This is a genomic window from Psychrobacter sp. LV10R520-6 (genome assembly GCF_900182925.1).
Taxonomy (GTDB): Bacteria; Pseudomonadota; Gammaproteobacteria; order Pseudomonadales; family Moraxellaceae; genus Psychrobacter.
Window position 1 is genome coordinate 437,815 of record NZ_LT900024.1, and the last position, 15,671, is coordinate 453,485.

General features: G+C 43.4%; 11 protein-coding genes and 2 tRNA genes. 8 read left to right on the plus strand and 5 right to left on the minus strand.

The window, feature by feature from the left end; translation table 11 throughout:
* Positions 1–60: 60 nt before the first annotated feature.
* Positions 61–681 carry a Holliday junction branch migration protein RuvA gene (gene ruvA, locus U1P77_RS01935; RefSeq protein ID WP_321155746.1) on the plus strand — a complete coding sequence of 207 codons (621 nt, stop codon included), beginning with the start codon at positions 61–63 and terminating at the stop codon, positions 679–681.
* 186 nt (positions 682–867) lie between these two features.
* Positions 868–1,848: a Holliday junction branch migration DNA helicase RuvB gene (gene ruvB / locus U1P77_RS01940; RefSeq protein ID WP_321155747.1), complete on the plus strand. Its 981-nt coding sequence runs from the start codon at positions 868–870 to the stop codon at positions 1,846–1,848.
* A 124-nt stretch (positions 1,849–1,972) separates the two neighbouring features.
* On the opposite strand, the gene U1P77_RS01945 is transcribed toward ruvB, so the two are convergent.
* From U1P77_RS01945 to U1P77_RS01960, 4 genes are all read right to left on the minus strand, one after another.
* Positions 1,973–3,634 carry an ABC1 kinase family protein gene (locus tag U1P77_RS01945; RefSeq protein WP_321155748.1) on the minus strand — a complete coding sequence of 554 codons (1,662 nt, stop codon included), beginning with the start codon at positions 3,632–3,634 and terminating at the stop codon, positions 1,973–1,975.
* A gap of 107 nt (positions 3,635–3,741) precedes the next feature.
* Positions 3,742–4,440 carry a ubiquinone biosynthesis accessory factor UbiJ gene (locus U1P77_RS01950; protein ID WP_321155749.1) on the minus strand — a complete coding sequence of 233 codons (699 nt, stop codon included), beginning with the start codon at positions 4,438–4,440 and terminating at the stop codon, positions 3,742–3,744.
* A 108-nt stretch (positions 4,441–4,548) separates the two neighbouring features.
* Complete coding sequence (gene ubiE, locus U1P77_RS01955) at positions 4,549–5,700, minus strand: bifunctional demethylmenaquinone methyltransferase/2-methoxy-6-polyprenyl-1,4-benzoquinol methylase UbiE (protein ID WP_414479029.1); 1,152 nt, start codon at positions 5,698–5,700, stop codon at positions 4,549–4,551.
* Between the two features lie 87 nt (positions 5,701–5,787).
* Positions 5,788–6,501 carry an FFLEELY motif protein gene (locus U1P77_RS01960; RefSeq protein WP_321155750.1) on the minus strand — a complete coding sequence of 238 codons (714 nt, stop codon included), beginning with the start codon at positions 6,499–6,501 and terminating at the stop codon, positions 5,788–5,790.
* A 307-nt stretch (positions 6,502–6,808) separates the two neighbouring features.
* Between U1P77_RS01960 and U1P77_RS01965 the strand changes: the two genes are divergently transcribed.
* Together U1P77_RS01965 and U1P77_RS01970 are read left to right on the plus strand one after the other, a co-directional pair.
* Positions 6,809–8,524 carry an ATPase gene (locus tag U1P77_RS01965; RefSeq protein WP_321155751.1) on the plus strand — a complete coding sequence of 572 codons (1,716 nt, stop codon included), beginning with the start codon at positions 6,809–6,811 and terminating at the stop codon, positions 8,522–8,524.
* A gap of 708 nt (positions 8,525–9,232) precedes the next feature.
* The gene (locus U1P77_RS01970; RefSeq protein ID WP_321155752.1) at positions 9,233–10,840 is read left to right on the plus strand and encodes an inorganic phosphate transporter; all 1,608 of its coding nucleotides are present in this window, start codon (positions 9,233–9,235) and stop codon (positions 10,838–10,840) included.
* 145 nt (positions 10,841–10,985) lie between these two features.
* On the opposite strand, the gene U1P77_RS01975 is transcribed toward U1P77_RS01970, so the two are convergent.
* The gene (locus U1P77_RS01975) at positions 10,986–12,647 is read right to left on the minus strand and encodes an aminotransferase class I/II-fold pyridoxal phosphate-dependent enzyme (protein ID WP_321155753.1); all 1,662 of its coding nucleotides are present in this window, start codon (positions 12,645–12,647) and stop codon (positions 10,986–10,988) included.
* A 646-nt stretch (positions 12,648–13,293) separates the two neighbouring features.
* Here U1P77_RS01975 and msrB point away from each other — a divergent pair.
* The 4 genes from msrB (at position 13,294) to U1P77_RS01995 (ending at position 14,997) form a co-directional block, all read left to right on the plus strand.
* Entirely contained in the window at positions 13,294–13,719 is a 426-nt protein-coding gene (gene msrB / locus U1P77_RS01980; protein ID WP_321155754.1) for a peptide-methionine (R)-S-oxide reductase MsrB, read from the plus strand.
* 214 nt (positions 13,720–13,933) lie between these two features.
* The gene (locus tag U1P77_RS01985; protein ID WP_321155755.1) at positions 13,934–14,428 is read left to right on the plus strand and encodes a glutathione peroxidase; all 495 of its coding nucleotides are present in this window, start codon (positions 13,934–13,936) and stop codon (positions 14,426–14,428) included.
* A 362-nt stretch (positions 14,429–14,790) separates the two neighbouring features.
* Positions 14,791–14,866: transfer RNA gene (locus U1P77_RS01990), tRNA-Val, on the plus strand.
* Between the two features lie 54 nt (positions 14,867–14,920).
* A tRNA-Asp gene (locus U1P77_RS01995) sits at positions 14,921–14,997 on the plus strand.
* The last annotated feature ends 674 nt before the right edge of the window (positions 14,998–15,671 follow it).

Here is a 15,671-nt window from a genome sequence, read left to right on the forward strand (position 1 = left end):
TAAAGACAAACCGCTTAACGTAACAGCAGCTCATTTTATTATTTATGATAGGTGATGATTATGATAGGACTGATTACTGGGCAGGTGCAGTATTTAATGGCACCAACCGCTTGTGTCATGACCACCTCTGGAGTAGGTTATGATATTGAGCTGCCATTGCCCTCATTTTGCCAGTTACGCGTGGATGAGCCCGCAAGGATTTGGACGCATTTGCATGTCCGTGAAGACGCGCAGCTACTGTTTGGTTTTATCGATCGTAAAGAGCGTGATGTCTTTCGGCAATTGATCAAGATCAACGGGGTCGGCGCTAAAATGGCGCTGGCCATGTTATCGGCTATGTCGGCTGCAGAGTTAAAGATGCATGTCGATCAAGAGTCAGAAACGGCGTTGATGCGTATTCCCGGTATCGGTAAAAAAACCGCTCAGCGCCTACTCATTGAGTTAAAAGACAAGCTCAAAAATATCGAAGTTGATAATAGTAATTTGGAATTTGCCACTCAGCCGACAGTCCTCGATCATGAAGGCAGTATCATTGCTGAGGTAGAAGGGGCGCTAATCAGCTTGGGGTACAAAGAAAAAGAAGCCCAGCAAGCGATTAAAGCAGCTAAGAGTAACGATGCTACTTTTGAAGACACGCAAGGGTTATTAAAGGCGACACTCCAGCAGCTCTCTGGCTTTTAAGGGGTGGTTTTTTAACCTTTACTGCTGTTATCAAATGAGCCGTGCTTATATTTAAGCGACACCATTTGTCGCTTATTTTTATGCCGTCTTTTACTTTATGATGTTTTTGCATGACTTATTCACTGGCTTTGGTTATGCTATTACTCTCTTTTTATTATCTCTGCCCTTAATATAACGATAAAATATATGACGCAAGATCGCTTGATAAATCCCTTAGAAGGGGCAGGTGACGCGCCTGACGCCAATATTCGTCCCGCATCACTGGCTGAGTATATCGGTCAGCCGGTCGTGTGCGAGCAGATGGAAGTCTTCATTGAGGCGGCTCGCGCGCGCGATGAAGCGCTGGATCATACCCTTATCTTTGGTCCACCTGGCTTAGGTAAGACCACCCTTGCCAATATTATTGCCCGTGAGATGGGCGGTAATCTACGCTCAACTTCTGGACCTGTACTAGAGCGTGCAGGTGACTTGGCGGCGATGCTAACTAACTTGGAAGCGGGCGATATACTTTTTATCGATGAAATTCACCGGCTAAGTCCGGTTATCGAAGAGATACTCTATCCGGCGATGGAAGATTTTCAACTGGATATTATGATTGGTGAAGGGCCAGCGGCACGCTCTATTAAGCTTGATTTGCCGCCATTTACCTTAGTGGCCGCAACCACACGAGCAGGATTATTAACCTCGCCGTTGCGTGATCGCTTCGGTATTGTCCAGCGTCTGGAGTTTTATAACATTGCGGATTTGACTACCATTGTCAGCCGCGCAGCACGTCTGATGCGCGTTCCTATGAGTGAGGATGGCGCGGTCGAAATTGCCCGCCGAGCTCGTGGTACACCAAGGATTGCCAACCGCTTATTGCGCCGTGTACGTGATTATGCTCAAGTAAGAGGCGATGGCCGGATTAATAGTGACATAGCTGGTAGTGCCCTTGATATGCTGGCGGTCGATCGGCGCGGTTTGGATCATTTAGATCGGCGTTATATTGAGATTTTACAGGAACGCTTTGATGGCGGTCCTGCGGGAGTTGAAGCGATAGCAGCAGCTATGGCTGAAGATCGCGGAACGCTTGAAGATGTGATTGAGCCGTATTTGATTCAGCAAGGGTATGTGCTACGGACAGCGCGCGGACGTATGCTGACGCAAATGGCTATTGATCAGATGTAATTATTTTTGACTCGAGCCCAACAAAAAACCTACTATTGAAGCTTCAATAGTAGGTTTTTTGTTTTTCTAGTAGTGCTTTTCTCAGTAGAGGTAGAGAATGGCTAATAACTGGGCGTTAGCAGCTTTAAGCGAAAATCCGCCAAATCACTGTCAGCATGGCTAAAATATAAAAGACAGGCGATAGCCAACCGACAACTTGAGTGGCAATGGCAATAAACAGCCCAAACCCGGCTAGCGCTATCCAGTCACGGCGGCGGTCATTAAGCATGTCAGCGCGTATCTGTTGGATTTCACACAGTTGACTGTCTTGCCGCGAGCCTTGAGAGGCTAGACTTTGTAAGCTTTGATCAAGCAATTTTGGAATATCAGTCGCGGACAATAAAATTTCTGGCAGCTGCGCACGTAGCTGTTGTAAATTACGCATCGGATCCAACTGTTCTTTAATCCAACTGCTTAAAATGGGCTTAGCTAATGACCAAATATCCAGATCGGGATACAAGTCGCGCCCTAGTCCCTCAACGTGAACCAAGGTCTTAAGTAGCAACATCAATTGCGGCGGAATACTCATATGATGGCGGCGGGCAATATCCAAAATTTGCATTAACACACCGGCAAAATCTATCTCATTAATAGATTTTTGTAGCATAGGGCCAACGGTACGGCTCATATCGCGCATTAAGGCATGCTTATCGCTATTGGGTGGTATCCAGCCAGCACGGCTGACAATATCGACCATGGCGGTAAAGTTGTTATTCATCACTGCCAGTAGCATCCGTGCCACAATCAGCTGGTCGTCTTTTGATAACGTCCCCATAATGGCACAATCAAGACCGATATAACGTGGCTCATGTCCGAGATCAACTGCTTCCATATCAGCCGTGAGCGTTGTGACCGGAGGGGTTTCTACAAATACATTGCCCGGATGCATATCGGCATGAAAAAAGTTATCACGAAAGACCTGGGTAAAAAATATAGTTAAGCCTTTTTCTGCGAGGGCAGCGCGATCGTAGCCGAGTTGGTCAAAGAGTTGTACTTGTGAAATCGGGACACCCTGAATACGCTCCATCACCATGACGTTTTTGGACGCGTCATAGACTTCAGGCACATACATCAATGCTGAACCTAAAAAGTTATTGCGCATTTGCGTGGTGTTTTCTGCCTCAAGGTTCAAATCTAATTCATTGAGCATCACTTGCCGATAGTCTTCGACAATATCGATAATATGTACTGCGCGTGCCGCTTCTACTCGTGCGGATACCCAATCGGCTAACTCGCGCAGCAACTCAAAGTCGGCAATGATAGTAGTGCGAATATCAGGGCGAACCACTTTTACCACTACTTCACGGTCATCATGGAGGGCGGCAGTATGCACTTGAGCAATGGAGGCAGCGGCTAAAGGCTTAACATCGAAACGCGCAAATAAAGTCTCTATAGATTGACCGAGACCATGCTTGGGATCTTGAATTTGGGTGATGGCAATATTAACATCGAAAGGCTTAACTTTATCTTGTAGCTGAATTAACTGTTCGATGATTTCAAGGGGTACTAAGTCACGACGGGTGGAGAGCAGTTGGCCGAGCTTTAAAAACAGCGTACCCATGTCTTCTAATGCGTATTTAATAGCATTTGGCTGATGATTTTTACCCCAAGCCGCCGGATGTAGACGAATTAAGCGCACAAGAGGCTGTAGCTGCGGCGCGTCCTCAACGGAAAAGTGAGTGTCAATTCGATAGCTTGCGGCAATACGCCAAAGCTCAAGTAGACGGGCGCGATGAGATAATAGCATAGGCAATAAATACTCTAAATAGTGTTTCTAAGCTGAATAGTGACGCTAAAATATTTATGCTAAACAGCCACTATAGATAAATACGCGAATAAAACGGTTTGTTATGGCTATTGTTGTTGCGTTAAGCGCGCCTGTTCTGCCTTAATGGCTGCCAGTCTGGCCTCTTCGCGCTCAACGTCAGCCCGCAGTTGTAATATTTGCTGTTTTAGATCATCGGCTTGCGCTTTTTCAGCAGGGTCGGGAACGCTATTACCTGATACGTCATTTGCCCAATCACTCATATCGTTAAAGGCACGCTTGGCGCTATGGCGAAAGCTCCCTTTGAGCTGGGAGATAAGCAGTTGTAGCTGGCTGGCCATCGGTCTACCAATCAAGGGCTCAAGCTGTCCGGCAACATCAGGATCAAAGCCTGCTACCAACTGTTTGAGCTGCATCAGTACTTTATAATCACCCGCAATTGGTAAATTGCCTTCCGCGCCGCGCATTAGGTTCAGTAATTGCGCAGGATTATCAACTGAAATAGTGCAGTCTGGACTGCTATGACCAATACGTGAAATATCGAGATTGGCTTGTTGATTTTCATCATCACGTTGACCTCGTTTCTCAAATACACTGTCGGTGGTCACTGGCTCAAAACGCAGACGCTCTTGATTGAATAAAATATCCAAATGAATCTCAGGCATGATCATATTGAGACGCAACACTTTACCAGCAAGAGGCGCAAGACCCGCTTGAGTGATCTCATCACTTGCAATGGCAATATTAATCAGCTTTTCGGCACCGGCCAAAAGTAATACAGTCAGCATAAGACTCTCGCATATTATTTAAGCATGTGAAAATGGGGCAAACATTCAATCAGGGTCTGTTTTTATAACCGATATTCTTTATGAGCGTTATTAGCTTTCATTCTAGCGTTACGCTTTAAAGCCCCGATGTACCGCAACGATTCCGGCAGTTAGGTTGTGATAATCACAGTTCTCAAAGCCAGCTTGCTCCATCATCTGCTTTAAAGTCTGCTGATCAGGATGCATGCGAATAGACTCGGCCAAATATTTATAGCTTTCTGAATCGTTGGCCACCAGTTTACCCATCATCGGTAGTGCAGTAAAAGAGTATAAGTCGTAGGCTTTTGATAACGGCTCAAAGACAGGCTTGGAGAACTCCAATATCAATAGGCGACCACCTGGTTTAAGCACGCGATACATAGCGCGTAATGCCGCTTCTTTATCAGTAACATTACGCAGACCAAAGCTGATAGTCAACAAGTCAAAGCTATTATCATCGAATGGCGCCAGCGTTTCTGCATTGGCCAATACGAAATCTACGTTGTTACAACCTGCATTAATCAAGCGCTCACGGCCCACTTCTAGCATTGCAGCATTGATATCAGATAGCACCACTTTACCACTGCGACCTACTTCACGGCTAAACACTTTCGCTAAATCACCCGTACCGCCAGCAATATCAAGCACCTGCTGACCGGCACGAACGCCCGATAAGCTGATGGCATAGCGCTTCCATAAGCGATGGATACCGAAAGACATTAAGTCATTCATAATGTCGTATTTTTTCGCCACTGAGGTAAAGACGTCAGCTACGCGGGCTTGTTTTTCTGATTTATTAACAGTCTTATAACCAAAGTGGGTCTCTTCTGCGCCATCAGTATCAGACGTATGCGGATTATTGATATCATCACGTTGATTAAAGGCAGCTTGTTTTGCGGCTTGTGTCTGAGTGTCGCTTGAGTTGGTGTTGGTGCTTTTATTAGCACTACTATTTGGCATGGTTGTTTGTTGACCTTGTGGTGTTCCTGTTGGTAGGTCTTGGACCTGAGTAAAATCAGCATTACTGTCGTTTTCTGTCGCAGCTTTAGGCACAGGGCTTTGGCGTGCTTGCGCTTTGGCACTGATATCTTGACTATGGGCTATGCTGTCTTTGACTAACTTATCTTGGATATGATCGTGTGAAGTAGGCTTAGGGTCAGGATGAGCGCTGCTTTTGTCTAAATGGCTATCTAAGTTGTCACCTGAATTGTTACTTAGATTATTATTTGAAGTATCGGTCATGAAATTGTCCTGTTACTTGTTTTTATGGGTATGTCCAGTCGTCAAAGTCAGCTTTTTTGCTAGTGTTATTGAGTAATAGTGATTGGGCTATGATACACCAAACGCGGTTATCTTGCCGTCATTACCCGATGCGTGTACTTGATCAATAATCATCAATTCGCGCTCGCAAAAGGGATCAATAAAGCTGCTGACACTTTTAAGCGGTTTCATGGCAATGAAGCCCGCATCAATGAAGTCGTATAGCGGCTGATAGTTATGTCGATAGGCGGTGCCTTTAGCAAGGGCGAAGGCTTTTTTTAGCACAAAGGAATTAAGATACTTATCAGTACGATAACAGACGTCCTTGAGGTTATTGATTTGGGTGCGGCGCGCGTCATCTTCATCGACGGCGCGGTAGGCAGCAAGCATGTTGTCTTCATTAACTGGCAGGTCTTGAGCAACCAACCATTCAGCCAAATGCAAATCCAACTCAATCGCTAAAATAGAAGCCTGAATAGCCATACTGCCCGTTTCTAATGCCGACTCCTTGGCGAGACGCTCGAGCTTTTTTGCTTTAGGTAGGATACGTGCTAGCTGTTCGGCCAATTGCTTGAATTCATCACCACCATATAATTGAGTGAGAAAATATTTTGCCATGGGTTGATTTTTTGGCTGCTCAAATAGCGCACTATGGCTACGTTGAATACGCGCCCGTTGCCATGCTTGCACGGCATCAAGCTTGGTATTAAGCTCTGCATCTTGGTGGCAAAGCAGCGCCCAATAACGCGTCAAATGGTGCTGTAGATCTGATAAAGCAGACATGGCTTGGAATCCTATATAATTAAATATCAACCGCTATTCAAAGACACGGTAGTAACTATCTTAGTTAAGCGCTTTAAGTAGGGCTAGCTCAGTAGTGAAGGGATGAAAGTTAATAAGTAGCTGTATATCAGCGCATATATCAGCAGATAATACGCTACCTTAAAAGAAAGTAAAGCAGAATACAAATACCAAACTGTTACATAGTAGCGTTATCTACGAGTTAAATGGGCGCTATTATTATTAAGCCAACATTAAGTCAATATAATAATTAATGAATATATTACATAAAAATAAGATGAGTCTAAATATGTCTAAGAATAATCAAGATAAACCTTCGTCTAAAAGGCAGCAGCTGCCGCAAGCGGTGAGCGACCAGTTTAACCGAGAAGTGGTTGATCAGCGCTTAACGCCTAACCCTTTAAGTCAGTTCGCAATGGACCAAGATGCGCTTAGGTTAGCGTTGGTGACCGCACAATTCGCCTTGAAAGCAACGCGACAACAGTCTCCGCCCACCAGCAACAAGCCTACTGGGCTGCTGGTGTTGGTTAATGGTATGGAGCAGGCAGGTAAAGGTACGGCAGTCAAGCAGTTGCGGCAGTGGGTCGACCCGCGATTATTAAAAGTTGAAGCGACTATCGGTTATCCACCGTTAGCTTATCAACCAATCTGGCAGGCGCATACCAAAGCAATGCCGCGTCATGGCGATGTGATGGTGTATTTTGGTAATTGGTATGCTGATTTGTTATATAACGTCATGCGTATGGCAACGGATAGTGAAGATGAAAATGGCAATAAAGAGTCCAATAAAAAGTCTAAAAATAAATCGTCAGATGAATCGCAAGCGCTACCTGTTGCTAAGTGGCAAGTTTATTTAAAACAGCAATTAATTGAGCTACAAGCGTTTGAGCGTGACCTAGAGGCCAACCAAACCAAACTACTAAAATGCTGGTTTCATGTTGATGCCGAGACCTTACAAGAGCGGTTAAATGATGAGAAAGCAGATCCGCAATTTTTGTATCAGATTGACTGGCATAAAGCTGAGGTTATAGCGCAATTCAATCACGTCGCTACCACACTACTACAGCAACAAGAGGACTGGGTCATTATCGATGGTTGTGATAAATCACAAGCAGCAACCAGCTTTTGTCATGAAGTGCTACAGGCGATGCAAGAAGCGCTAGCAAGTAGCAAAGCACCCCTATCTGACGCTTCTGAGGATGTTGGCAATAAACCTTTAGACGATAAGCAGAAAAATTTGCGAAGCGTGCAAAAGCCAGCAGTGTTTGAATCCGTGAAGATACCCAAGATATTGAAAGATATCGATGATCCTGATATGGATAAGTCAGACTACCATGAACAACTTGATGCCAAACAAGCCAAACTTGCCGAGTTGTTGCGTGATCGTGGTGGTCGCCATGTGGTCTTTGCATTTGAAGGTATGGACGCGGCAGGCAAAGGCGGGGCCATTAAAAGGCTGGTTGCGCCTCTCGATCCACGTGAATATCAGGTTTATAATATTGGCGCGCCAATGCTTTATGAGCGACAGCATCCGTATTTGTGGCGCTTTTGGACAGGTCTCCCCAACGAGCAAACCGATCGTATTAGCCGTATCGCTATCTTTGATCGTACTTGGTATGGCAGGGTTTTGGTTGAGCGAATCGAGCAGTTTGCTGATGATGTCGAATGGCAGCGCGCTTATGATGAGATCAATCGCTTTGAAGCGGATTTGGTAGCGGCAGGAACCCTAGTGATTAAGTACTGGCTGGCCATTGATAAAAAACAACAGTTAGAGCGCTTTGAAGATCGCAGTGAGACCCCGCATAAACAATTTAAATTAACGGATGATGATTGGCGCAACCGTGATAAGTGGTCAGACTATGTGCAATCTGCCGCTGACATGCTGGCGCGTACCGATACGAAAGCTGCACCCTGGTGTGTGATTGCGACCAATGATAAGCGCAGTGCGCGTTTAGAGGTTCTGGATCACGCCATTGATCAATTATCGGCATTTTCTGAGAGTTAAAATTCTAACCGTTAAAAATAGAATCTCTAAGTAGTTATAGTTTATACGATAATTTATACGATTGCCTTTGACAATTCACTACAAATAACCATAATAGGGCGGATGCTAAACAGGCGCGCTATTCTTTTATAAAGCCTAACTGACGGTATGCTGTTAGGGCAATATTAGAACCATACCTCTACGGTTACAAATTTCGCAGTATCATCATGCATTATGTTCATTTATTTCATATAATAGGCGCGTGATGACAGCGGGCAATCGTTAATGGTATTAAGTCCCAGTTTTTAGCGATCATAATTGACTCTGTTATGATTGAAAGCATCATTACTATATATTTAAGCCGCAAGAATATTTAAGCCGCAAGATGGTTAAATCATAAGATTTAGTCATCTTGCGGCTTAATGACATGTTGTTTGCCGTACTGGTTGTATTACATAGGTATCGTATGATGGGGACCGTGTATGCTGTCAACGCTTTTAAAGCGAATGTTTAATCCGCTTTAAGGCCTTACTTAGTATTGCATTCAAATAGAATTAGATTCAAATTTTTAATTTAAAAGCTCAGTTCAATATCGTATTTCAACATATTATTGCCAAAAAAATCATATGGCTTAGATGGTTCTGTCGTCAGATAATCGACATAGTATCGATAATAGCCACATTATCAATCGCATAATTTTTAATAAGCTTACGCAGGGCGTATTAACCTATGGGTATTAGCAGTAGTTCTACAGAGCCGACCGAACAAGCTGGCACTATGAAAATGAATCTATTTTTTGCCATTTTACTGATTGCAATGACCAGCTATTTTTTGTGGTGGGGACTCGATTACACCATGCATCAACAGACGATGCTATTTGTATTGGCCACCGCGTTTGGTATTTTCATGGCATTCAATATTGGTGGTAATGATGTCGCCAATTCGTTTGGTACCTCAGTAGGTGCCGGCACCTTGACCATCCCGCAAGCTTTGGGGGTAGCGGCGATATTTGAAGTCTCAGGGGCTGTACTTGCTGGTGGCGAAGTTACCGATACCATTCGCAAAGGCATCGTTGATTTAGACGGCTTAGCAGTGTCGCCCAATCAATTTATTTATGTGATGCTTTCCGCCTTGATTGCCGCTGCTTTTTGGCTACTATTTGCCTCTCGTAGAGGCTTACCCGTGTCTACTACTCATGCCATTATCGGTGGTGTGGTAGGTAGCTCTATTGTTTTAGGTTTTGATTTAGGCGGCACTGAGACGGCGCTGTCGACGGTTAACTGGACGACGGTAGGACAAATTGCCATGTCGTGGGTACTATCTCCACTGTTAGGTGGTCTGCTGGCTTATCTGCTGTATGGACAAATTAAGAAAAATATCATTGACTATAACGATAAGACCGAAGCCCATATTGCTGAGCTTAAAACAGATAAGAGAACATTGAAGAAAGATCATAAAGAATTCTTCGATGGACTGTCAGAGTCGCTACAATTGGCATATACCTCAGCGATGCTGCGTGATCAGGACATCTATAAGGATGATGATTGTACGCTGGAGGATTTAGAAACCGATTATTATAAAAACCTTTATGAGATTGAGCATGAGCGTAATGGTCTAGATACTCTAAAAGCACTAAAGAAATGGGTACCTATTATTGCCGCTATGGGCGGGGTAGTCATGACTGCGTTAGTGGTCTTTAAAGGCCTCAAGAACGTCAATAGTAACATCACTACCCTGCACGGCTTTTTATTTATGGGCATGGTGGGGGCGTTAGTCTGGCTTGCCACCTTTATCTACACCAAAAGTATCCGCGGTAAGCATAAAGAAGATCTTACTAAAGCAACTTTTATTATGTTCAGCTGGATGCAAGTATTTACCGCTTCGGCATTTGCGTTCAGTCATGGCTCGAACGACATCGCCAACGCGGTCGGTCCTTTTGCCGCGATCATGGATGTCATCCGTACCAATACCATTGCTACCCAAGCCGCTGTACCACCAGCGGTAATGTTGACCTTTGGTGTGGCGCTTATCGTTGGTCTTTGGTTCATTGGTAAAGAGGTCATTCAGACGGTCGGTACTAACTTAGCTAAGATGCACCCTGCTTCTGGTTTCTCAGCTGAATTGGCAGCGGCAGCTGTGGTAATGGGCGCATCAACCATGGGTCTACCGGTATCAAGCACCCATACGTTAGTCGGTGCCGTTTTAGGCATTGGTATCGTTAATAGAGATACCAATTGGGCGTTAATGAAACCTATTGGACTGGCATGGATAATCACTTTGCCTGTCGCAGCCTCGTTATCAGCGCTGAGCTATGTGATATTAAAACAAATTTTCTAACTGATTTATTGGATCGTTAAACGTGCATTGAATCAATTTTAACCATAAATTGATTCAACAATAGAGCGATAAATATTAGAAAATAGCATAAAAAAACGCTTATCAGCATCATGCCGATAAGCGTTTTTTTATTTAAGTTTGAGGTTTAATTGGTACCAAAATGTTGGCGTTTTTTCGCAAAGAAGCGATCCAAGCGATCCATCGCATCTTCTAATTCATGAAGATTGGGTAAGAACACCACACGAAAGTGATCGGGCGCATCCCAGTTGAAGCCTGTACCCTGCACCATGAGTACTTTTTCTTCGAGTAATAATTCCATCATAAACTGCATGTCATCTTTAATAGGATAAACGGCAGGATCCATCTTCGGAAAGCAATAAAACGCGCCTTGCGGCATAGTACAAGAAATACCTGGAATCGCATTCAGACGAGAGATAGCCAATTCACGCTGCTTATAGAGACGGCCTTTCTCCGAGGTCAGATCTCGCATACTTTGATAGCCACCCATCGCCGTTTGGATTGCATATTGTCCGAGCACGTTGGAGCATAGGCGCATGGAGGCAAGCATATCTAAGCCTTCAATAAAGTCTGTAGCGTGCTGTTTTTTGCCCGACACCATCATCCAGCCCGCGCGGAATCCAGCGATACGATGTGATTTTGATAGTCCATTATATGATAGGACAAGTACCTCGTCAGTCAAGGTGCTCATTGGCGTATGAACCGCATTATCATAAAGTACGCGATCATAAATCTCATCAGCCATGATGATTAAATCATGTTCTATAGCAATTTCGATAATTTGTTTAAGAAGGTCGTCTGAGTACAGAGCGCCCGTGGGGTTATTGGGATTAATGACCACGATACCTTTGGTTTTACTGGTAATTTTTGATTTGATATCCTCAATATCAGGATGCCAATTGTCCTCTTCATTACAGCGATAATGTACCGCTGTACCGCCAGCTAGGTTGGCTGCTGCTGTCCATAGCGGATAATCTGGCATGGGAATCAATATCTCATCGCCGTCATTCATAAGTGCTTGCATGGTCATGACAATCAGCTCAGAAACCCCGTTACCCAAATACACGTCACGTACGTCGACCGCAGACAGCAACCCTTTTGCTTGATAATATTGCAATACTGCTTTACGCGCTGCAAAGATCCCTTGCGAGTCTGAGTAACCAGTGGCCTCAGGCAAGTTCATAGCCACATCACGGAGAATCTCATGCGGTGCCTCAAGGCCAAAAGGAGCGGGGTTGCCCACATTAAGCTTTAAAATTTTCTGACCTTCCGCTTCCATTTTATTAGCAGTTTGTAGTAACGGACCACGAATGTCATAGCAGACATTTTGTAATTTATCGGATTTTTTCAATGCACTCATAGAGGTACCATCCATAGTATTATTTTGTGAGTTTGTACGGGTACTAGTTGTGGTTGTTGACTTATTGGCTGGTGGTTTAGTTTGACTATTATTAGCATTAGCAGGTTTTGCATCTGTTGATTCAGCACCAATGACGTTGTTGCTTTCGGCGTTGCTATTAGTATTCAGTTCAGTATCAGCGACAATGTCAGTATGATGATCGCCGCGTAACAGATAGCCTTCGCTACAACCTAAGATTCTCGCCAGAGTAGGGAGCTTTGAGGAGACGATACCATTAGTGCCACGTTCCCAATTAGAGATAGCACCGCGGCTGACCTTTGCACCAGCTTCTGTCATTGCTTGGGCCAATTGCTCAGCAGTCAGTCCCTTATCGCGGCGTAGTTTTACTAAGCGTTCAGCTTGTTTCTGTTTGCTTTGATCCTTATCCATAATTATCCAAGCCCTTTATTTTAATAAGTTAGTATCTAATAAATATAGTGTTAAATAATTGAATCAATTAGTTACTTAATGCAAGATATTATTGCATTTATAGTTTGAATGCAAGTATTTTTTAGCAATTATATGCAAGAATAACTTGCATTTTATTAGTGTTGATTGACTTTAACATTAATCTAAATAACCTCTCAATGCTTCTTAATGTCTAGATATTTAAAGTCGAAGTTCTAGATTGAGGCTATTATTAGAACCAGCCTTACTAAGTTAACCAACCCCATGAGTTAAGCAATCGCACAAATAGTATGAATCGTTATTCCGATATTTAGCTTTACCTGGATATCAACTTACAGGTGGTCTTCAAAATCTGTTAAGCCCTTAAACATGGCTTGAACAACCACGTGTAGGTTTGGTAAAAATCAGCGTATATTCATTGCATAGTTAGAGGCAATTGCTATATCTTACTTCTCTATCATACTGTATGACGATATCAATAAATGCGGGTACTGGGCCTTGAATATTGACTTATAACCAACAGATAAAGCGCATCGCTGTCATAAATTACTAATGACAAATTCATAACCAGGTAGCGGTATGACTGTCATAGCAGACCAGATAATAAACAACTAAATAAGGATTACTCATGCAAGACAATCAACTTAACAAAGAAGAGATAGCCCAACTTACCGAAGCTGACTGGAAGCAGCGCCTTAGCGCCGATGAATATCATGTGATGCGTGAGAAAGGTACAGAGCGTCCATACACTGGCGTTTATAACGATACCGAAGATAAAGGTGTCTACCGTTGTAAAGGCTGTGGTGCTAATTTATTTGATGCCGATAGCAAGTTTGATGCGAGTTGCGGCTGGCCTAGTTTTGACCAAGGCGTAGACAAGAGCGCTATTGATGAACATGTCGATGATTCTTTGGGTATGCGTCGCACTGAGGTGACCTGTAGCAACTGCGGCGCGCATTTAGGTCACGTCTTTCCTGACGGCCCACGTGAGACCACTGGCATGCGCTATTGCATCAACTCAGTATCTATTGATTTAGACAAAGCTGAGAAATAGTTAATATAAATAGCAAGAAGCCAATCAACAGTGAGTAGCGCACTTCTACTGCTGTGAAGGTTCAGAAGGTAGTAGGGGCGCTCATGAAGTTCCCCTGCTAATTTTCCATACTGATTGAACATTCGCATTAATACCATTTAGACCAGTAGCGCCATTCAAATAGGTTTTTAAGACAGTTAATCAAACTATTAATATAATAAACTAGGGATAAGTCATGAGTAGCATTTACGATTTTACGGCTGAGCGTATGGACGGCACATCGCAAGATTTTGCTGATTACCAAGGCAAAGTACTGCTAATAGTCAATACGGCTAGCAAATGTGGCTTTACCCCGCAGTTTGAAGGGTTAGAAGCGTTACATGAGAAGTATAAAGACCAAGGCTTAGTAGTCGTTGGTTTTCCTTGTAATCAATTCGGTGGCCAAGATCCTGGTAGTAACGATGAGATTGGCGCTTTTTGCCAAAAGAACTATGGCGTAAGTTTCCCAATGATGGCCAAGGTCGATGTCAATGGTAGTGACGCCCACCCTATTTTTAATTGGTTAAAGGAACAAAAAGGCGGTGTCTTAACAGACGGTATTAAATGGAATTTCAGCAAGTTTTTAGTCGGTAACGAGGGTCAGGTACTAGATCGTTATGCATCAACCACTAAGCCTGAAGCAATGACAGATGATATTGAGCAAGCACTGGCATCAGCCAACAATCAGTAAATATTGAATACTGATGATAAAAACATAAAGCCAGTTAAAACAACTGCTTGCCAGTATAGTAAGTGATAATGTAAAGAATATGGCACAAAAGGTCAAAAAATATTTGACAGGCCAATGTAAATGTATATAATACACACCCACAGCAAGGGGCTTTAATTAGTTCTAGGTTGTTGGAAGTTTTATGATTCTAGAGCGTGACACCTTTAGATAATCAAACTTCTAAGAAATCCTATTTAAAGGATTTCTCTTGCGAAACTAAAAAAGCCATGCTTTTTTATGTAGGTGCTGAGTTCTTAGAATTTACGAAAATGTAAATTCTCTTGCGAAGCTAAAATTGCACTGCAATTTTTTAACGCTTCTCAGGGTGATTAGCTCAGTTGGTAGAGCGTCTGCCTTACACGCAGAATGTCGGCGGTTCGAATCCGTCATCACCCACCACTCATTTAGCGAAGTGGGTCCTATTTATAAGGGCAAGACGCTAAAACGACCTAAGCAGCGGTAGTTCAGTTGGTTAGAATACCGGCCTGTCACGCCGGGGGTCGCGGGTTCGAGTCCCGTCCGCTGCGCCATATTTAGTAAAAAGCTAAAACGAATTTAGACTTTCGAGTTTAAGCAAGTTTCGCCTCAAACATAACTTTGTTTGGGGTTTTTTTGTGTCTGAATTTCTATTCAAGCTCCTTATTTATGCATGTTTTACATCTTGTCCCTGTTATCACATTAAAAATAGCTTATTTTCTATTATCGCATCTGATATGAATTTATGCGAAGACAGTCTACCTTTTAAAAATCGGTGATCAAGCGCTCGGTGACCAAACGGTGACCATTCTAATGCTAAAAAATATTTAACTGAAAATGAGCTCGATAATTATTAGCTTAAATTATGAGTGGATATATTATGGCTTGATAATGTACGATAGCAGAAGATACATGGCAATTGTTTAACGTTAAATTTTTAGTATTGATAGTCCCAATACTAAAATAAAAAATCGCTTTTAAAATATGGCAGACAAGGAAGTCTTATCATGACTTTATATACCAATAAACCCTCTAGCAATCCTGATTCGTCATTAGGGCGTGTTGAACATTCACAAATAAGCACTGCTGATAGCTAAAAGTGTTCCAGACAAGACGCAAATTGACGATAATGCAGATGCCTTAGCTAGATTTGCCACACACTGCTCATGAATAGCTGGGGGGGGGGGGGCAATTTTAGCATCAGCCCTGAGGACGGAGTAAGCAAAGC